We start from the raw sequence: 17,966 nt of genomic DNA, 5'->3' as shown, positions 1-17,966 counted from the left end.
ACTGCCTGGGGCAGGTGTTTCCCCGACGCCTACTGCTCCAGCAGGCTGATGGCGTCCTCGTCCGTCAGTTGCTCGAAATGGCGGTAAAAGCTTCCCACGGCCCGGAACTTGCCGGGCAGGTGCAAACAGAGGACAGCATCGCAGACCGCGGACACGGCAGCCTCCGCTTCCACTGAGCCAACGGGCGCTGCGGCCACCACGTGGGCTGCGCCGCCGGAACGGACCGCTTCGACGGCCGCCCTCATGGTGGCTCCGGTCGCAAGGCCGTCGTCGACGAGCAGCACCGTTTTCCCAGTTAGGTCATGCTTGATGGCAGGATAGCTGTCAACCCGCCGGACGAGCTCAGCGCGTTCCCGCTGCTCCACTTCATCCAGCCACTCCTGGCGGACGCCATGTTCCAGGACGCGCGACATCAGGGGCCTGTTGAGCAGCCGGACCACGCGCCCGTCCGACCATGCCAGGGCGCCGTAGGCTGTCTCGTCGTGGCCGGGGATGCCCAGCTTCCGGACCAGCAGGGCACCAAGGGGCAGGTACAGGGCCTTGGCCGCGGCCGATGCAACCGGGATCCCGCCGCGGGCCAGCCCCAGGACAATGGTGTCGGGACGTTCCCGAAACTGCGTCAGCACCGCCGCCAGACGCTCACCGGCGTCCGTGCGGTCTTCAAAACGCGTGCTCATTGTTCCCTCTCCGGCTGCTTTCCGCCCCGCTTTAAGCCTACCGTCTGCGGCTGCCCTGCCGGGAGGTGGGACTTGTTCTCCGGGGGCCGCGGAGATGGCGCCTTCGAGAGCGGGGACCGGCCTACAGCGCCTCCCATACCCCAATCGGCGCGGCTGAAAGGAGCGTGCATCTGCGGATCCAAGCAGCGCAACACGTGCTGGAGTCATCAAACCCCTGTCAGGGATCAGACCGCCAGGAAGTCGATGGCCCCCTGCTTGAAGGCCCTGCTGGTGATGGCATTGGTGTGGTTGCGGCCGGGAAGCAGCAGCTGCTCGGACATGGAACCGGCCTTCCTGCCCAGCTCGGCCAGCTGCGGCATGGTGGCGGCCCGCTCGTCGTTGTCGCCGGCCACCAGGAGCATGGGCATGTGCGGGACCGCTTCGGCAGGATCGTATGGCTCGTCCTTGATCGCTTCAACGAGCGAGAGCAGCGCGAAGATGTTATTGCTGGGCAGCAGCATGGCCATCTTCAGCAGCCCGGCTGTGGACTCATCCGCGATGGGAGTACCGTCGGCGAGGTATCGCTGGGCTGCCACCAGGTCGAAGGCTGCCAGCGGGTCAGCGACGTTCGGGCCGCCCAGAACCAGTCGGTGCACCATCTCAGGCTGGGTCGCGCCGAATTCCCAGGCGAGCCGGGAACCCAGCGAATAGCCCACTATGTCCAGCCCGCTGGAAGGGTCCCCGTCGTGCAGTGGCCGGACGCCGGCGTCGAACGCGATCTGCAGCAGGTCCGCGCGGATGCGGCTGGGGGAGTAGGAGTCCCGGTCCTCCGGGGCGCCGCTGCGTCCGTGGCCGGGCAGATCAACGGTGATGACGCGCCGGCCCGCCTCCAGCAGTGCCGGCACCCACCCGGTGTCCTCCCAGTTGAGTTTGCTGGAGGACGAGAAACCGTGGAGCAGCAGCACCGGGCGCAGTCCGGCGTCCTCCTTGGGATCGTGCACCTGCACGTACAGCTGTGGGTCGGTGCCCTCAACAGTGTGGGAATGCATCTCGCCGGTGTGCCTGCCGCTCATGGTGTCAGTCCTCATCAAGTACGGCGCTCAGGCGGACCCGGCGCTTCGGTGCCTCGTCCTTCGGGACAGTGCCCACGATTCCGGCGGTGTTTTCCGGCACCTGGAACACGATCAGGGGGCCGCCGCCGTTGATTATGTCGCCTGCCCCACCGAAGGTACGCACCACTTTACCTGCCTGCGGACTGGGCAGTTCAACAGCGGATGCGGTGGTTTAGACCTCCACCAGCGGCTTGTTGCGCTCCGCTCCAATGCGCTTCGGGCAACCAAGTAGCACTAAGTGTCGATATGAGGGCTCATAACGACACTTGGTGCTACCTACTTGGGATGGTTCTCGCGGGAGGTGACCCGGGCGCCGATCCGGCAGGCCGCAGCGAGGCAGGCAACCAGGGCGAAGGTGCTGAGCAGCTGTGTTCGGCTGCTTTCGGCGCTGAAGCCGACAGCGAAGATCAAAGCCAGGAGCACCAGTCCCAGGATGGTCAATCCCGGATAGCCCCTCATCCGCAATGGCAGGGCGATCCCGTCACGGTCTGCCCGGCGGCGCAGGATGAGCTGCGAGACGAGGGCAGTTCCCCACACCACCAGGCAGGTGGAGCCCACCAGCTGGAAAAGGGCAGGGAGGATCCGTTCCGGAAACAGCAGCTCCAGGACGGTCGCGGCAAAGCCGAAGGCCACGGAGATGCCAACAGCCAGCGCGGGCACGCCCGCCCCGCTTAGCCGGGACAGGAAACGGGGCGCTTCGGTGCGTTCGGACAGCGAATAGACCATCCGGGAGGCTCCGTAGAGGTTTGCGTTCAGCGCGGAGAGAAGCGCGACGGCGGCCACCAGGGTGATCGCAGTGCCCGCGCCCGGGATCCGGGCCACGTCGAGCACGCCGGCAAAGGGTGAGGCGAGGCCCTCTGAAGTGGCAGGCAGCACCGCCGCAATGACGAAGACGGAGCCGATGTAGAAGACCAGGATCCGCCACACCACGGTCCTGATGGCCTTGCCCACACTGTGCCCAGGGTCCTCGGTCTCAGCGGCGGCGACGGAAACGATCTCGGTGCCGCCGAAAGCGAAGATCACCACAAACAGTGCGGTTGCTACCCCGCCGAGGCCTGCCGGCGCGAAGTCGCCTGTGATATTGGCAAGTCCCGGCGAGGCAACGTCGGGCAGGAGGCCCAGCAGGAGGGCGGCGCCGACAGCCAGGAAGAGGACGATGGCGGCGACTTTCAGGATGGCGAACCAGAACTCGAACTCGCCAAAGTTTCTTACCCCGGCGAGGTTGATGGCGGTAAACACGACCATGAAGACCAGGGCGAGGGCCCAGACCGGGATCAGGGGCCAGACCGAAAACAGCAGTCCTGCGGCGCCGAGGGCCTCGGCGGCAATGACCACCACCAGTTGCAGCCACCACAGCCACCCTACGGTGGCGCCCGCGGTCTTTCCCAGCGCACGTTCGGCGTACACCGAGAATGCGCCGCTCGTAGGGTTGGCGGCAGCCATTTCCCCCAGTGCCCACATGACGAGGATGATGAGCGTCCCCGCCACCAGGTAGGAAACCAGGACGGCCGGCCCGGCGGCCTGGACTCCGGCGCCGGAGCCCAGGAAGAGGCCGGCGCCAATCGCGCTTCCCAGCCCCATCATGGTGAGCTGCCGGGGTTTCATGCTGTGACCGAGGTGGGTTTCCGGCCGCACCTGCGTGGACTTCATTGTCATGCCTTTGAACCTTCTTGGGGTGTAGGGGTGGTCCTCGTGGGACCACTCGAATTTACCGCCTCGGCCCTCAGTCCCCCCATTCGGCAGCTGTGCAAGCACGGATTCAGCTTGATCCGTCATTCTTGCCGGCAGAAACATTTTGATTAGTGCCGGGCTGGCCGTAGAATTAGTTTTGGTCAAGATGACTTTAACTAATCCGGGAAAGCGGGGTGGGAACGTGTACACCAGTGCAGCCAACGTGGCGGAGCGCCGGACTGCGCCGCCCACGCTCGCCATCTCGACGGTCATTTTCGCCCTGCGCCCCAGTGAAAAGTCCGGCCGCCCCACCCTGTGGATCCCGTTGGTCCGCCGCATCCGTGAACCGTTCAAAGGGCTGTGGGCGCTCCCCGGCGGACCCCTGACCCACTCGGAATCCCTGCAGGACGCGGCGTCACGCAACCTGCAGGAAACCACCGGCCTGGCGCCGAGCTACCTGGAGCAGCTCTACGCTTTTGGCGGCCTGCACCGCTCGCCCAGCCAGCGCGTTGTCTCCATCGTCTACTGGGCCCTGGTTCAACCGACCGAGGCCGCCCTCGCCGATGAATCGGAGAACGTCAGGTGGTTCCGGGCCGACCGGCTCGGCGAGCTGGCCTTCGACCACAACGCGATCGTTGACTACGCCCTTTGGCGCCTGCGGAACAAGCTGGCATACGGCTCCATCGCCTACCACTTCCTGGGCGAATACTTCACCCTGGCGCAGGTCCGGGAGGTCTACGAAGCTGTGCTGGACCGCCAGTTGGACCCTGCCAACTTCCGCCGCCAGATCACCTCCACCCCGGAGATTGAAGAAACCGGCGAGTACCTCCAGGGTGGCAAGCACCGCCCGCCCCGCCTCTACCGCTTCACCGGCCGCCCCGGCCTTGACCCAGATAACAGGAGCACACCATGAGCAGCGTCAACACAGCCATCCAGCTGATCACGCGCGAACAGGCCGAAAGCGCGGCCGGCAACACGGCTGCCGGTAAATCAACGTGCAGCCCGGCGCTCGCCAAGGGCCCTTGGGATTACGACCTCGCCGAAGCCCTCGCCGGTGTGCCCGCCTACGGTCCGGGAGCATCCAGCGCCGATGTTGCCCCCGCCGCCACGCCCCGCCAGGGCCAGCTGCCCGAGGAATACAAACTGGCCAGCGACGCCGAGCTCGACCAACGGATCCGCGCCGCGAAGGCCACGCTGGGGGACCGTGCCGTGATCCTGGGGCACTTCTACCAGCGCGACGAAGTCATCCAGTACGCCGACTTCGTGGGTGACTCCTTCCAGCTGGCCAACGCTGCGCTGACCAAGCCCGACGCCGAGGCCATCATCTTCTGCGGCGTGCACTTCATGGCCGAAACCGCGGACATCCTGTCCCGGCCGGAGCAGGCCGTCATCCTGCCGAACCTGGCCGCAGGCTGCTCCATGGCGGATATGGCGGACACTGACTCCGTTGAAGAGTGCTGGGAACAGCTGGAAGAGGTCTTCGGCACCGAGCCCGACGCCGAGGGCCGGGTTCCGGTCATCCCTGTCACCTACATGAACTCCTCGGCATCCCTGAAGGCGTTCTGTGGGGAGCACGGCGGCATCGTCTGCACATCGTCCAACGCCCGGACGGTCCTGGAATGGGCCTTCGAGCGCGGCCAGCGCGTCCTGTTCTTTCCGGACCAGCACCTCGGACGCAACACCGCCAAGGCCATGGGCGTACCGCTGGAACAGATGCCCATGTGGAATCCGCGCAAGGAACTCGGCGGCAATGACGAACAGGCATTGCTGGATTCCCGCGTCATCCTCTGGCACGGGTTCTGCTCGGTCCACAAGCGCTTCAACGTGGCCCAGATCGAGAAGGCCCGCGCCGACTTCCCCGGCGTCAACGTGATCGTCCACCCCGAGTGCCCCATGGAGGTCGTGGACGCGGCAGACTCCGCCGGGTCCACCGACTTCATCAAAAAGGCCATCGCCGCCGCCACCGAACCCACCACGTTCGCCATCGGTACGGAAATCAACATGGTCAACCGGCTCGCCGCCGAATACCCCCAGCACACCATCTTCTGCCTGGACCCGGTGATTTGCCCCTGCTCCACGATGTACCGGATCCACCCCGGCTACCTCGCCTGGGTGCTGGAAGAGCTCGTGGCAGGCCGGGTGGTCAACCGCATCACGGTCGCGGACGCCGTCCAGGCGAACGCCAGGACAGCGCTCGAGCGCATGCTCGCCGCCAGGCCGTCATGACGGGTATCCCAGCCACGTCCGGACAAGCCTGTGCCGCTGCTGACCGCAGCGCACCCCGGAAGCGGCTGATCGTCGTCGGAAGCGGCATAGCCGGGCTGTATGCCGCGCTCCTGGCTGCTGAGGCGGGCGCCGATGTGGTGGTGCTGACCAAAGGTGCGCTCGCGGACAGCAATACTTTCTACGCCCAGGGCGGGATCTCCGCTGTCCTGGACGAACCTGCGCCGGGTGACACCGTGGCTGCCCACATATCAGACACCCTTACCGCTGGGGCCGGCCACTGCAACGTTGAGGCTGTCCGGGTGCTTTGCACCGAGGCGCGCCACGATATCGCCGGCCTGGTCCGTTTCGGTGTGCGTTTCGACCAGGATCACGACGGCGGTCCCTCCCTTGGCCTGGAAGCCGCCCATTCCGCACCACGCATCCTTCATGCCGGCGGCGATGCCACCGGAGCGGGAGTGGTTCACGCTTTGATCAATGCTGTTCTGTCGCGCCAGGCAGCAGGAAAGATCAGGCTTATCGGGCATGCTTTGGCCACCGGGCTGGTGAAAAGCGGTGACAGGGTATCCGGTGTCAGGTACACCCACGGTGGCCGAAGCCTGAGCGTTTCGGGTGATGCCGTGCTCCTGGCCACGGGCGGCGCAGGCCAGCTGTTCGCCCAGACGACGAATCCGGCCGTGGCCACCGCTGATGGACTGGCCCTTGCTTGGCGGGCCGGCGCCGCCGTGGCCGACCTCGAATTCTTCCAGTTCCATCCCACCTGCCTGGTTTCAGCGCCGCGGGCGGGTTCCGAGGGTGAGCAGCACCCGCTGCTCATCTCGGAGGCTGTCCGCGGAGAGGGCGCCATCCTTGTGGATGCCCGTGGCAGGCGCTTTATGCCCGGATACCATCCGGACGCGGAACTGGCGCCCCGCGACGTGGTGTCCCGCAGCATCGCCCTCCACCTGGCCAAGCTCGGTGACCCCAACGGCCACGTCTACCTCGACGCAACCGTCATCGAGCAGGCAAAAGGCAGCGGCTTCCTTGCACGGAGGTTCCCGACGCTCAGCGCCCGGACCCGCGCGGCCGGCATCGACTGGACCCGAGAGCTTGTCCCCGTGGCCCCTGCAGCCCACTACTGGATGGGCGGCGTCACCACCGACCTCCACGCCCGCACCAGCGTTCCCGGCCTCTACGCCGCCGGAGAAGTGGCATGCACCGGCGTCCAGGGTGCGAACAGGCTCGCCAGCAACTCACTCCTGGAGGGTCTTGTCTTTGGCCGGCGGGCTGTTGAGTCGTTCCTCGCAGCTGACGCGGGTTGGGTGTCGCCTGACGGCACTCCTCCGCGTGCTGTCTCGGCCGCTGGCGGCCTCCCCTTGACGCACGCTTCCGGAGCACCCTCAGGCGACGACGGAAAGTCCCCTCTGGGTGCCGGTCGGGGAAACTCGGCGGCTGCCGCGCCCGAATGGGCCACAGCTGCGTCAGTGCCAATTCCGTTCTCGCGTGGCGCGCTGCGGCGGTTGATGACTGCCAAGGCCGGGGTGCTTCGGAATGGGGTGCTGCTGGCGGAGGCGGGGGACGCGCTTGAGGCGTGGGCCGGCGTCGTCCGTCCTGAGATGGTTCCCGTCGACGGCGATCCGCGGGGGCAAGAGGACGCCAACCTGCTCCTGGCCGCGCAGTTGCTGGTCAATGCGGCCCGGGAACGCATCGACTCCCTGGGCGCCCATTACCGGAGCGACGGCCCCGCCGAAACCGCCGGCATCCAGGAAGAACTTGAAGAGACCTGTCGAACCCGCCCGAAAGCGAGCCTTGTCCATGACTGAATCCTCCGTGTTTGACCTGGCCCTCCCCACGGCAGCCGTGCGGGAGATCCTGGAGCGGGCATTCGCCGAAGACGCTCCCGCCGGCGATATCACCTCGCAGCTGCTGATCCCGGCTGAGGCCAGGGCGACGGCGGTCCTGAACGCCCGCGTCCCCGGCGTCTTCAGTGGCGCCACGGTGTTTCGGGACGCCATGGTGCTCATCGACCCGGACACCGACGTGGAGCTGCTGGTCGCCGACGGGGAGGCGTTCGACGCCGGCACGCACCTCGCACGGGTCAGCGGCCGGGCACGTTCGGTTCTGCTCGCGGAACGCGTCGCCCTTAACCTGGTGCAGCGCATGTCCGCCATTGCAACCAAAACGGCAGAATTCGTCAAGCTCACGGAGGGCACCGCTGCCCGGATCACCGATACGCGGAAGACCACCCCCGGGCTGCGGGTCCTGGAACGCTTTGCTGTCCGTTGCGGAGGAGGTGCGAACCACCGGTACAGCCTGTCGGACGCTGTGCTGGCCAAGGACAACCACCTGGCAGTGATGACCGGCGGTGACCCGGCCAAACTCACCGGCCTCCTGGCGGCCGCCAAAGCACAGCTGGGCCATACCACGCATTTTGAAGTGGAAGTGGACAGCATCGAGCAGATCGAACCCGTCCTGGCAGCCGGGGTGGACACCATCATGCTGGACAACTTCAGCGTGGAGGAACTGCGCGCCGGCGTGGCACTGGTGGGCGGCCGCGCCCGCGTTGAGGCAAGCGGCAACGTCAACTTGCAGACCGCGGCAGGAATTGCCGCCACGGGTGTGGACGTCATTTCCATCGGCGGGCTGACCCACAGCGTGGCAGCGCTGGACCTGGGACTGGATGTTGAGCTAAGCGTCGGATGAGTGCGCCGTGATATTCCTTGATGCCGCTGCCACCACGCCCGTCCGCCGGGAGGTGCTGGACGCGATGTGGCCGTACCTGACCGGCGAATTCGGCAACCCGTCAAGCCATCATTCCTTGGGGGAAGCGGCCGCCGCGGCGCTCGCGGACGCGCGTGCCGCCGTCGCCCGCGTCCTGGGCTGCAGGGCGGGGGAGGTGACCTTCACCTCGGGCGGCACTGAAGCCGACAACCTTGCCGTGAAGGGCATTGCCCTGGCACGCCAGGCTGCAGACCCGAGGCTCAACCGCGTGGTGATGAGCGCCGTCGAGCACCCCGCAGTGGAGGAATCGGCACGCTACCTCGAGCGGTTCCACGGGTTCGCCGTGGATGTGGTTCCGGTTGACGGTACAGGGCTGGTCATGCCGGAGGCGCTCGCCGCCGTGCTCGGCCCGGAAACCGCCCTGGTCAGCGTGATGTACGCGAATAATGAGGTGGGCACGGTCCAGCCCGTTGCGGGGCTGGCGGCCCTGGCACGGGCACAGGGCATCCCGTTCCACACGGACGCTGTCCAGGCGGCCGGCTGGCTGCCTCTGGACGTCAAGGCTCTGGGGGTGGACGCACTCAGCATTTCAGGCCATAAACTTGGCGCCCCGAAGGGCTGCGGCGTGCTTTACGTCCGCGGCCGGACCCGGATCGAGCCGCTGGTCCACGGCGGCGGACAGGAACGCGGACGCCGTTCGGGCACCGAGAATGTTGCCGGAGCCGTAGGGGTTGCCACTGCCCTCACCCTGGCCCAACGGGACCAGCCCGGCGTGGGCGCGCGCATGACCGGGCTGCGGGACCGCTTCGTGGCGGCGGTGCTCGGGGGCGTTCCCGGGGCGGTCCTGACCGGTCATCCGACCGAGCGGCTGCCTTCCGTTGCGTCCTTCTGTTTCCCGGGCACCAGCGGGGAGTCTGTGCTTCTGGAACTGGAACGCCAGGGTGTGGTCTGCTCCAGCGGATCGGCATGCGCAGCGGGTTCCGACGCGCCATCATCGGTCCTGACCGCACTGGGCATCGAGGCCGAAGTGGCGCAGACGGCCGTGCGGTTCAGTTTTGATTCATCCGTCAGTCCCGCGGACCTGGAGGCTGCTGCCCAGGCTGTGCTGGCCGCCGTCGCCAGCGTCCGCACCCTCGGCCGGGCATAACTGCCCCAAGTAGGTAGCAGCAGATGTCGTTTTGACCGCTCAGAACGACATCTGCTGCTACCCACTTGGCGAGGGTGGCACGCAGTTACGGGAGGGGTCAGATGTGGCGGCGTCAAGCCTGACACATCAGGCGGCGGATCCCTCCCAGGACGCTGCCTTCACAGGGTTGGTAAGTTCTCCGATGCCCTCCACCCGGCAGGTGACTGTATCGCCGGGGCCGATGCGCGCACACTCCGCCGGGAATCCGGTGAGGACCAGGTCTCCCGGGTGCAGGGTCATGAACGACGTCAGGTAGACCAGTATTTCGTCCACCTTCCAACCCAGGTCAGCGCTGCTGGCGGCCTCCAGTGCCTTGCCGTTGTGGACGACGCTGATGGCAACGTCGGCGTCATCCAGCGTGGTAACGATCCAGGGTCCCGCAGGGGTGAAGGTGTCCTGGCTCTTCGCGCTGATCCAGAGCTCGTCGGACTTCTGCAAGTCCCGGGAAGTGACATCGTTTCCGATGGTGAATCCCAGCACGGCGCCGCGCGCATTGTCCGGAGTCAGGCCACGCGCCTTGCGGCCTATGACAATGGCGAGTTCCGCTTCGGGGTCAACGTGGCCGGCATCTGTGGCCAGCTCGATGGCGTCGCCCGGTCCGATCACGCTGGTGGCGGCCTTGTGGAATGCCTGCGGAGGGAGGTCGCGGCCGGCCCTCCCCGTGTTGTGGGCCATCCCCAGCACATTGGCGGGAACACTGGGGGCAAGGAACTCGAAGATCTCCTGGTGCACCCGGTCACCGGCCTCCCAGCCGGCGCGCGGAGTGCTGGCCGCGTTTGCCGGGGAGCCGGGGAAGGGAGTGTCCACCACAGTCCACGTTGTCCCGGCGTCACTGGCGAAGTCGACGGCCGTGTTGGCTACAAAGAACTGTTCGCCTGGAGTTGCGGGGGAGGCCGGACGTACACGGGCCAGGCGGTGCGGCGTGGTCATGGGCATTTCCTTTGCAATCCTGCCGGGCGGCAGGGACGTGCTGCTGGACGGTACGGTCAGTACAGTTCGCCGGCAGGGATTTCGACGGCGAGGCGGTTCGAGGGGCCGGGCAGGGGGCATTCCCATGCCTCGTTGTAGGCGCAGGACGGGTTGTACGCAAAGTTGAAGTCAAGGACGAATTCAGCGCCGGGTCCGGTGCCGTGGACCCCGTGGAAGGCGCCCTTGATGGTGTCGATGAGGTAGCGTCCCGCACCGTAGCTGCCGCCGGGCTGACCGGCTGTTGCGTCCCGGAACGGAACGAAGATACCGCCGCCGTACCCCACGAGCTTCCAGACGCCGAGCTGCCCCATCTCCGGAAGGTCGAAGGTCCCCAGGCGGACGAAATTGACCACGCCGTCGGTTGATGTTTCCACCGACATTTCCCGTCCGGCGCCTTCCTTGGTCAGCGGCACATGGAAGCGGTAGATGGGATCGTAGTCAGCCGTCCTGAGTCCGGAGAAGCGCGCTTTGTCCTGGGCGGTCAGCGCGGACGCGGGATGCGTGGCGAACATCCGGTCACGTTCGTGCCGCCAATAGGAATGGGCCTCCGCGGGGCTCTCCACCGAAATTTTTCGGACAGTCTCATACAACGCGAACGTCCGCAGGCGCCAATCTGCAATGTCGATGGCGGAGATGTCCGCCAGGCTGTCTTCCGCCACGCCATGCTCCTCTTCCGCCATAGCCACCAGCCTAGCCCCTCGGAGCGTGCTTACACCGCGACGGCGGCCCCCGGCGCTACGCTGGCTGCATGACACGAAAGACGACAGTGTTTGGGCTACGGACCATGGCGGTGCTGGTGTGCGGTGGGCTGGCCGCCGGGTGCAGCGCACCGGGACAGGCTGAGCCGTCCTGGACCACACAGCCGGAGGCGTCCCCATCAACTGCTGCCCCGACGGCGATGGGTACGCCCTCGACTGCGCCGACGGCTTCCGAAACCCCCGGTTCCCGGGCGCCGGAGGCGGCGGCCACAGCCGCGGCCTGGAAGACCTTCACGGATGCAGGCAAGACGGTGAGCTTCGACCTGCCGGAGGAGTGGATCGCACAGTCCGTGCCGCCTGAGGAGGGGACCTTGGCCGGTGCGCTGAAGGTCGAGGTGAAGAAACCGGACGGTACCGTCATTGCCGTGCTGCGGACGGGACTGCCGCCGTCGGCTTCGGAGTGTGCGGAAGCGGCCCGCCGGCCCTACACCGTGATCAGCAGCGTCCCCGTGGACCTCCCCTCGCTGACAGGGGAAGGAACCATCGCCCCGCACGTTGTGTTCAGGGTAATCCAGGGCTACCGCTACTTCGGCTCTTTCGGCATTACGAACGTCGTGGGCGGCACCGACAGCCAGGCGTGCGAACTGCGCAACGTGGTCCGCGGGCCGGCCGGCAAGGGCGACTACTCCTTCGGGGACATGCCGGTCCTCAAGGCGTTCGCGCCGGACGAAAAGGTCGCTCCGGCCAAAGCGTTTGACACGCTGGACCAGGCGGCGAAGTACGTGGACGAAGGCACCGAATTCGCCAACGTCCAACGGATGCTAATGTCTCTGGAGATCAAAAACTAGTCCTGCTGCCGGACCACCCTGCCGGGCCGGAGCGGAGACTGCCAAGCCGCTTCCTCACACCCCGGAGATCCATGGACCGCTCTGTTTCCGCACGCCTGGTTTTCAGGACTGCAGCCGACACCAAGGTCGCGCTGGCAATTTCAGTTGCCAGGAATTCCGGCTATGCCTCGTTCGAGGAATCCCTGTCCGTCTCAGTTGACGGCGCGCCGGTTCCGCTGACCGAGCTTTCCGACCACCACGGCGGCAGGATCCACTACATGGAGTTCCCGGACCCTTCCGAGGTGACAGTTGAGTATTCGGCCTCGGTGGGCGGGCAGGCCGCCCCCGAGGAAGCACCGCTGGCGGACCTCATCCGGTATGTCCGCCCCAGCCGGTACGCCGAGTCGGACCGGCTCCTGCCCACCGCCTACGCCGAATTCGGTGGACTCCACGGCGAGGAACTGCTGTACGCCGTGCGGAACTGGGTCTACGGCGAACTGAGGTACATCAGCGGATCGTCGCGGGGAACCGACGGAGCGGTGGAGACGCTCCTGCACCGGCGCGGCGTCTGCAGGGACTTCGCCCACCTCGCCATCGCGCTGTTGCGGTCCAAGGACATTCCCGCCCGGCTGACGGCTGTCTACGCGCCGGGATTGAGCCCGATGGACTTCCACGCTGTCCCGGAGGCCCACATTAACGGGGCATGGCATGTCATCGACCCCACGGGGCTTGCCCCGCGGGAGTCGATGCTTCGGATCACGGCCGGCCGCGACTCTGCCGATACGGCTTTCCTCTCCACCGTCGGCGGAAGCCTCACCCTCAACCAGATGCGGGTCACCGCCGTCGTGAACGGCAACCTGCCCGTTGAGGACCCCGCAAAGCTCGTGGTGCTGCGCTAGCGGACCGTCAGGGCAGGTGGCTGGCCGCCCCAAGCCTGGAGTTTTTGTCCAGATACGGTGACTTGAGGGGGCTTAAACCCTCCGTAACTGGACAAAAACTCTGAGGTCAGTGGCGTGCGCCCACAGCATGCCGCAGCTTCTCGGTGAGCCGCCTCAGTTCCTTCTGCTCGGCCGCCGTCAGGGCCGGACCCAGGAGCCCGGAGATATCCCGGACATGCTCCCGGCCGATGTCCTTCTGCAGCTCGGCGCCGGCTTCGGTCAGTTTCAGCAGCACGCCCCGGCCGTCGTCAGGGGCCGGCATCCGCGCCACCAGCCCCCGCTTTTCCAGCCGCTCCACGAGCCTGCTGAGGCTGGACTGGCTGAGCAGGACATTGTCGTTAAGCTCGTTGAGCCGCAGCCAGCCGGACGGGCAGCGGGAAAGCGTGAACAGGACGTCGTACTCGTTCAGCGCCACCTTCCGGAAGGCTGGCCCCGCCTGCAGCTTCCGCATCACCGCCACCTGGGCCCGAAACAGGGATTCCCACGTTTCCGCGGCAAGCCGGACCGGTGATTCTCCGTCGGTTGCCATCATGCCTCCGACGGGCTTGTTTCGGCGCTTTGCGCAGCCAACAGCGTGGCAACCCGGCCGGCATGCGTGGGCGGATCCGGGACGTGCGCGGGCTTCAGGGCCGCGTACTCCTTGCGCAGAACCGGCAGGACGTCCTCGCCGAACAGGTCCAGCTGTTCGAGCACCGTCTTCAGCGGCAGTCCAGCATGGTCGATCAGGAACAGCTGACGCTGGTAGTCGCCGAAGTACTCGCGGAACGTCAGGGTCTTCTCGATGACTTCCTGCGGGCTGCCCACCGTGAGCGGGGTCTGAGAGGTAAAGTCCTCCAACGACGGGCCGTGGCCGTAAACGGGCGCGTTGTCGAAGTACGGCCGGAACTCCTTGACGGCATCCTGGGAGTTCTTCCGCAGGAAGAACTGGCCGCCGAGCCCCACGATCGCCTGGTCCGCCTTGCCGTGGCCGTAGTGCTCGTAGCGTTCGCGGTAGAGCCCGATCAGCTGCTGGTAGTGCTCCTTGGGCCAGAAGATGTTGTTGGCGAAGAATCCGTCACCGTAGTATGCGGCCACCTCGGCGATCTGTGGCGTGCGGATGGAGCCGTGCCACACGAAGGGGGCGACGCCGTCGAGCGGGCGCGGTGTGGACGTGAAGTTCTGCAGCGGGGTCCTGAACTTGCCGGACCAGTTCACCGTGTCCTCGTCCCACAGCTTGCGCAGCAGGCTGTAGTTCTCGATGGCCAGTTCCACGCCGTCCTGGATGTTCTTTCCGAACCAGGGGTACACAGGTGCGGTGTTGCCACGGCCCAGTACCAGGTCCACGCGGCCATCGGACAGGTGCTGGAGCATCGCGAAGTCCTCGGCGATCTTGACCGGATCATTCGTGGTGATCAGCGTCGTGGCGGTGGACAGCGTGATCCGCTCAGTCTGCGCAGCGATGTACGCCAGTGTGGTGGTGGGGGAGGACGAGAAGAAAGGGCGGTTGTGGTGCTCGCCGATGGCGTAGACATCCATGCCGATTTCCTCGACCTTTTTGGCGATCGCCACGGAGGCCTTGATGCGCTCGTTCTCCGTGGGGGTCTGTCCCGTGGTGGGGTCAGTGGTGATGTCGCTGACGCTGAATACGCCGATTTGCATGATGTGCCTTCCGTTCTGGATGTCCGTGGCTTGACACCACTATACCCGATTTAGATGCATATGCATCTATCGACGGGTATAACGCCGCCCGGGCAGGAATATTCCCTGTTGTTTGAGGCGGTTCTAGGCGGGCTCTCCCGGTGCGGCGCGCCGGCCGCTGACCTTGGGAACCATTCCGGTGGTCCAGTCCTGGAATTCGTCGTCGAGATCGCTCGCCGGGCCCAGCTCCGGACGCTCATGCAGTGCCCGGAGCAGCGACTTCTTTTCGCGCCGCCCTTCCACCAGCCGATAGAGGACCGGGACCAGGACCAGCGTCAGGGCGGTTGAGGAGACCAGGCCGCCGATCACCACGACGGCGAGCGGCTGGGAAATGAATCCGCCGCCACCCGTCAGGCCCAGGGCCATCGGCGTCAGCGCGAACACGGTGGCGAGCGCCGTCATAAGGATGGGCCGCAGGCGCTGTCGGGCGCCGTGGGTGATGGCGTTGGCCACCGACATTCCCGGGCTGCCGTCGCTGGGCTTCCGGTACTGATTAATCAGGTCGATCAGCACAATGGCGTTGGTCACCACGATTCCCACCAGCATCAGCATGCCGATCAGCGACGGCAGGCCCAGCGGCACACCGGTCACCAGCAGCAGCCCCACGGCCCCGGTGGCCGCGAACGGGACGGATACCAGGAGGATCAGCGGCTGGATAAGGGACTTGAAGGTGGCCACCATGATCACGTACACGATGGCGATGGCGGCCAGCAGTGCCAGCCCCAGCTGCCGGAAGGACTCTGCCTGCTGGGTGGTGGCGCCGCCCAAGGTGGCCGTGACTCCGGCCGGAAGCTGGACGTCGTCCAGGCGGGCCTGGACTTCGGCGCTCACCGCGCCAAGGTTGGAGCCCGACGGCGTGAGGGACACTTTCGCCGTGCGTTGCCCGTTGCTGGCGGTGATGGAGATCGGAACCTCCACCTGCTCGACGGTGGCGATGCTGCCCAGGGTTGCCCGTCCCCCCGGAAGCGGGATGTTGCGGACGGCTTCGACGCTGGTGAAGCGGGTTCCCTCGCCGATCTGCACGGGGAAATCATCCGTTTCGATCCGGACCGTCCCGCCCGGGACGGGACTGATCGTGGAGGCGAGCACGCCGGCCACCTGTTGCTCATTCAGTCCGGACGCCACAGCCTTGGCACGGTCAACCTTGACCTGGACAACATTTTGGCTGGCCGCCAGGTTGGTGGCTACCTCGCTGGTGCCCGGAACGCCGCTCATCGCGTCCACCATCGCATCGCTTGCGGTCCGCAGATCAGCGGACGTGGCGGCCCGCAGGGTGATGTCCACGGTGGACGAGGTGCCGAAGCCACCCTGCTGGGTGCCTACGGAGATCTTGCCTGCGTCAGGGACGCCGGCCAGCTGGGTGCGGACGGTCTCCTGGAGCTCTGCCTGGTCCGCTTTCTCGTCGGTGACCACGGTGAAGGTCGAATTGGAGGCACCGGAGGACGTCAGGGCCGCGAAGCCGGCCTGGGCATTGCCGGAGGTGACCTGCACGGTCCTGATGCCGTCGATTCCGCGCAGCACCTCTTCAACCCGTACGGCGGCGGCGCTGGTCTCCGTCAGGCTGGTGCCGCCGGGCAGGACCTGGCGTACGGTGAGGCTGTTCTGTCCCGACCGGCCCAGCAGGTCCGTGGCCAGCAGCGGGGTCATGGCGCCGGTGGCCACGAGCACCAGCCCGGCGGCGATCAGGGTCAGGACGGGATGCTTCTGCGTCTTGGCAAGGATGGGCAGGTAGCCTCGCTGCAGGCGGCTCTTCTGTTCGGCTTCCTGTGCCCTGGCCCGCACGGCGGCGGCGGCCTCGCGGGCGGCGGCGGATCCGGGGGCTGTGACCGACGGCGACTTAAGGAACCAATAGGCCAGCACAGGAACAATGGTCAGTGATACAAGCAGGGACGCCAGCAGTGCCATGGTGACGGTGAGCGCGAACGGGCGGAAGAGCTCGCCGGCGAGTTCTCCCACGAATGCGATGGGCAGGAAGACGGCCACGGTGGTAAGGGTTGAGGCGGTGATGGCCCCGGCAACTTCCCGGATGGCCGTGAGGATGGCGGTGACCTTGTCCTCACCGTAGGCGAGGTGCCTTTTGATGTTCTCGATCACCACAATGGAGTCGTCCACCACGCGACCGATGGCGATGGTCAGGGCACCCAGCGTCAGGATGTTCAGTGAGTAGCCCGTGGCGGACAGTCCGATGAAGGTGATGAGGAGTGAAAGGGGGATGGACACAGCTGTCACCAGCGTGGAGCGGGCGGACATCAGGAACACCAGGATCACCGCGACCGCGAAGCCAAGGCCCAGCAGTCCCTCGGTGGTCAGGTCCTTGATAGATTTCTCAATGAAGGGTGCCTGGTCGAAGACCGGCGTGAATGTAGCGTTGGAGCCCAACTCCGCCTCAAGGTCGCCGATGATGCCGGCCACGGCATGGGAAATGGCGACAGTATCGCCCTCGGGCTTCTTGGTGACGGAAACCGCCAACGTTTCCTTGCCGTCCGTGCGGGTAACGGACGTGCGTTCATCATCCTTCAGCGTCACGTCCGCCACGGAGCCGATGGTGGCAGGCTCCTTCGTCCCGGCGAGCGGCAGGGCCTCGACTGCGTCGAGGGAGTCCACCGGGCTGCCGATCTGGAGGGAGAGGGTCTTGCCGTCCTCCTCAACGGTTCCGGCCGGAATCAGGGCCCCGTTGTTCGACAGAGCGTCGCGGATCGCTGTGACGGTAGCCCCGCTGGCGGCCATGGCCTCCGGACGCGGCAGGATCTGGATGTGCTGGGAGGCGCCACCGGTCACATCGGCGCTGCGGACGCCGTCGATCTTCTGCAGCCGGGGGACGCTGAGCCGCTGCAGGTCTGCATTAAGCTCGCTTAGGGATTTGTCCGAGGAAACCGCCAGGAACACGATGGGGAAATCGCTGATGCTGCCGGCGATCGCCTGCGGCTGGACGTCTTCCGGCAGCTGGCGTTTAGAGTTGGAGATGGCCCGGTCTATCTGGTTCCGCGCTCGGTCCAGGTTGGAGCCGTACGTGAAGGTCATCGAGATCTGGGAGACACCCGTACGGGATGTAGACGACGTCGATTCCAGCCCTTCGACGCCGTTCAGCGCCTTCTCCAGCGGCTCGCTGACCTGCTTGTCCACCACCTCCGGCGACGCGCCGGGCATCGCCGACAGCACCGTGATCTGCGGGAACTCGATGGAGGGGATCAGTTCCTGCTTCAGCGAGGACATGGTGATCACGCCAAACACCGACGCGAAAACAGTGATGAGGGCAATCAGTGCCCGGTTTCCCAGGGAAAGTTGTGCCAGCCGGAACATCGCGTGGTC

General features: G+C 66.3%; 15 protein-coding genes and 1 pseudogene. 7 read left to right on the top strand and 9 right to left on the bottom strand.

The window, feature by feature from the left end; translation table 11 throughout:
• Positions 1–29: 29 nt before the first annotated feature.
• The 4 genes and pseudogenes from AU175_RS17050 to AU175_RS17035 form a co-directional block, all read right to left on the bottom strand.
• Positions 30–677: a phosphoribosyltransferase gene (locus tag AU175_RS17050; protein ID WP_066292351.1), complete on the bottom strand. Its 648-nt coding sequence runs from the start codon at positions 675–677 to the stop codon at positions 30–32.
• Between the two features lie 224 nt (positions 678–901).
• A complete protein-coding gene (locus AU175_RS17045) occupies positions 902–1,729 on the bottom strand; it encodes an alpha/beta fold hydrolase (protein WP_066292349.1) in 828 nt (275 codons plus the stop codon).
• Between the two features lie 4 nt (positions 1,730–1,733).
• Positions 1,734–1,970: pseudogene (locus tag AU175_RS17040) on the bottom strand (biotin/lipoyl-containing protein); the annotation flags it as partial.
• Between the two features lie 74 nt (positions 1,971–2,044).
• A complete protein-coding gene (locus AU175_RS17035) occupies positions 2,045–3,424 on the bottom strand; it encodes an amino acid permease (RefSeq protein WP_066292346.1) in 1,380 nt (459 codons plus the stop codon).
• 181 nt (positions 3,425–3,605) lie between these two features.
• On the opposite strand from AU175_RS17035, the gene AU175_RS17030 reads away from it, so the two are divergent.
• From AU175_RS17030 to AU175_RS17010, 5 genes are read left to right on the top strand one after another with little or no spacing between them, the layout of a single operon-like run.
• Positions 3,606–4,352: an NUDIX hydrolase gene (locus AU175_RS17030; protein WP_066294369.1), complete on the top strand. Its 747-nt coding sequence runs from the start codon at positions 3,606–3,608 to the stop codon at positions 4,350–4,352.
• Complete coding sequence (gene nadA, locus AU175_RS17025; RefSeq protein WP_066292344.1) at positions 4,349–5,665, top strand: quinolinate synthase NadA; 1,317 nt, start codon at positions 4,349–4,351, stop codon at positions 5,663–5,665. Before AU175_RS17030 ends, nadA begins: the two co-directional genes overlap by 4 nt.
• Positions 5,662–7,464, top strand: coding sequence for an L-aspartate oxidase (nadB, locus tag AU175_RS17020; protein WP_082979267.1), 1,803 nt, complete (start codon positions 5,662–5,664; stop codon positions 7,462–7,464). The genes nadA and nadB overlap by 4 nt, the downstream gene beginning before the upstream one ends.
• Positions 7,457–8,344, top strand: a complete 888-nt coding sequence (gene nadC, locus AU175_RS17015; protein ID WP_197497167.1) for a carboxylating nicotinate-nucleotide diphosphorylase — start codon at positions 7,457–7,459, stop codon at positions 8,342–8,344. The genes nadB and nadC overlap by 8 nt, the downstream gene beginning before the upstream one ends.
• A 7-nt stretch (positions 8,345–8,351) precedes the next feature.
• The gene (locus AU175_RS17010; RefSeq protein ID WP_066292341.1) at positions 8,352–9,509 is read left to right on the top strand and encodes a cysteine desulfurase family protein; all 1,158 of its coding nucleotides are present in this window, start codon (positions 8,352–8,354) and stop codon (positions 9,507–9,509) included.
• Positions 9,510–9,635: 126 nt separating this feature from the next.
• Here the strand turns inward: AU175_RS17010 and AU175_RS17005 are convergent, their stop codons facing one another.
• Both AU175_RS17005 and AU175_RS17000 read right to left on the bottom strand, forming a co-directional pair.
• Positions 9,636–10,484, bottom strand: coding sequence for a fumarylacetoacetate hydrolase family protein (locus AU175_RS17005; protein ID WP_066292339.1), 849 nt, complete (start codon positions 10,482–10,484; stop codon positions 9,636–9,638).
• A 50-nt stretch (positions 10,485–10,534) separates the two neighbouring features.
• The gene (locus AU175_RS17000; RefSeq protein WP_066292336.1) at positions 10,535–11,197 is read right to left on the bottom strand and encodes a DUF1684 domain-containing protein; all 663 of its coding nucleotides are present in this window, start codon (positions 11,195–11,197) and stop codon (positions 10,535–10,537) included.
• 68 nt (positions 11,198–11,265) lie between these two features.
• Here AU175_RS17000 and AU175_RS16995 point away from each other — a divergent pair, with 68 nt between their 5' ends.
• Together AU175_RS16995 and AU175_RS16990 are read left to right on the top strand one after the other, a co-directional pair.
• The gene (locus AU175_RS16995) at positions 11,266–12,063 is read left to right on the top strand and encodes a hypothetical protein (RefSeq protein WP_066292334.1); all 798 of its coding nucleotides are present in this window, start codon (positions 11,266–11,268) and stop codon (positions 12,061–12,063) included.
• 71 nt (positions 12,064–12,134) lie between these two features.
• Positions 12,135–12,941: a transglutaminase-like domain-containing protein gene (locus AU175_RS16990; protein WP_066292332.1), complete on the top strand. Its 807-nt coding sequence runs from the start codon at positions 12,135–12,137 to the stop codon at positions 12,939–12,941.
• A 106-nt stretch (positions 12,942–13,047) separates the two neighbouring features.
• Here AU175_RS16990 and AU175_RS16985 read toward each other — a convergent pair whose 3' ends face one another.
• The 3 genes from AU175_RS16985 to AU175_RS16975 form a co-directional block, all read right to left on the bottom strand.
• A complete protein-coding gene (locus AU175_RS16985; protein ID WP_066292327.1) occupies positions 13,048–13,512 on the bottom strand; it encodes a MarR family winged helix-turn-helix transcriptional regulator in 465 nt (154 codons plus the stop codon).
• A complete protein-coding gene (locus AU175_RS16980) occupies positions 13,509–14,618 on the bottom strand; it encodes an LLM class flavin-dependent oxidoreductase (RefSeq protein ID WP_066292324.1) in 1,110 nt (369 codons plus the stop codon). Before AU175_RS16980 ends, AU175_RS16985 begins: the two co-directional genes overlap by 4 nt.
• Before the next feature lie 123 nt (positions 14,619–14,741).
• A complete protein-coding gene (locus AU175_RS16975; RefSeq protein ID WP_066292322.1) occupies positions 14,742–17,957 on the bottom strand; it encodes an efflux RND transporter permease subunit in 3,216 nt (1,071 codons plus the stop codon).
• Positions 17,958–17,966: the final 9 nt, after the last annotated feature.

It is taken from the genome of Arthrobacter sp. B6 (assembly GCF_001663775.1).
Taxonomy (GTDB): domain Bacteria; phylum Actinomycetota; class Actinomycetes; order Actinomycetales; family Micrococcaceae; genus Arthrobacter.
Note: the sequence above shows the minus strand (reverse complement) of the source record. Positions and strands in the feature narration are given on the sequence as shown.

What these genes read in the sequence shown, in the direction of transcription:
- AU175_RS16975 (WP_066292322.1), bottom strand. Translation starts at nt 17,957, where the DNA reads ATGTTCCGGCTGGCACAACTTTCCCTGGGAAACCGGGCACTGATTGCC.
- nadC (WP_197497167.1), top strand. Translation starts at nt 7,457, where the DNA reads ATGACTGAATCCTCCGTGTTTGACCTGGCCCTCCCCACGGCAGCCGTG.
- AU175_RS16985 (WP_066292327.1), bottom strand. Translation starts at nt 13,512, where the DNA reads ATGATGGCAACCGACGGAGAATCACCGGTCCGGCTTGCCGCGGAAACG.
- AU175_RS17005 (WP_066292339.1), bottom strand. Translation starts at nt 10,484, where the DNA reads ATGCCCATGACCACGCCGCACCGCCTGGCCCGTGTACGTCCGGCCTCC.
- AU175_RS17000 (WP_066292336.1), bottom strand. Translation starts at nt 11,197, where the DNA reads ATGGCGGAAGAGGAGCATGGCGTGGCGGAAGACAGCCTGGCGGACATC.
- AU175_RS16990 (WP_066292332.1), top strand. Translation starts at nt 12,135, where the DNA reads ATGGACCGCTCTGTTTCCGCACGCCTGGTTTTCAGGACTGCAGCCGAC.
- AU175_RS17050 (WP_066292351.1), bottom strand. Translation starts at nt 677, where the DNA reads ATGAGCACGCGTTTTGAAGACCGCACGGACGCCGGTGAGCGTCTGGCG.
- nadB (WP_082979267.1), top strand. Translation starts at nt 5,662, where the DNA reads ATGACGGGTATCCCAGCCACGTCCGGACAAGCCTGTGCCGCTGCTGAC.
- AU175_RS16995 (WP_066292334.1), top strand. Translation starts at nt 11,266, where the DNA reads ATGACACGAAAGACGACAGTGTTTGGGCTACGGACCATGGCGGTGCTG.
- AU175_RS17035 (WP_066292346.1), bottom strand. Translation starts at nt 3,424, where the DNA reads ATGACAATGAAGTCCACGCAGGTGCGGCCGGAAACCCACCTCGGTCAC.
- AU175_RS17045 (WP_066292349.1), bottom strand. Translation starts at nt 1,729, where the DNA reads ATGAGCGGCAGGCACACCGGCGAGATGCATTCCCACACTGTTGAGGGC.
- nadA (WP_066292344.1), top strand. Translation starts at nt 4,349, where the DNA reads ATGAGCAGCGTCAACACAGCCATCCAGCTGATCACGCGCGAACAGGCC.
- AU175_RS16980 (WP_066292324.1), bottom strand. Translation starts at nt 14,618, where the DNA reads ATGCAAATCGGCGTATTCAGCGTCAGCGACATCACCACTGACCCCACC.
- AU175_RS17030 (WP_066294369.1), top strand. Translation starts at nt 3,606, where the DNA reads ATGACTTTAACTAATCCGGGAAAGCGGGGTGGGAACGTGTACACCAGT.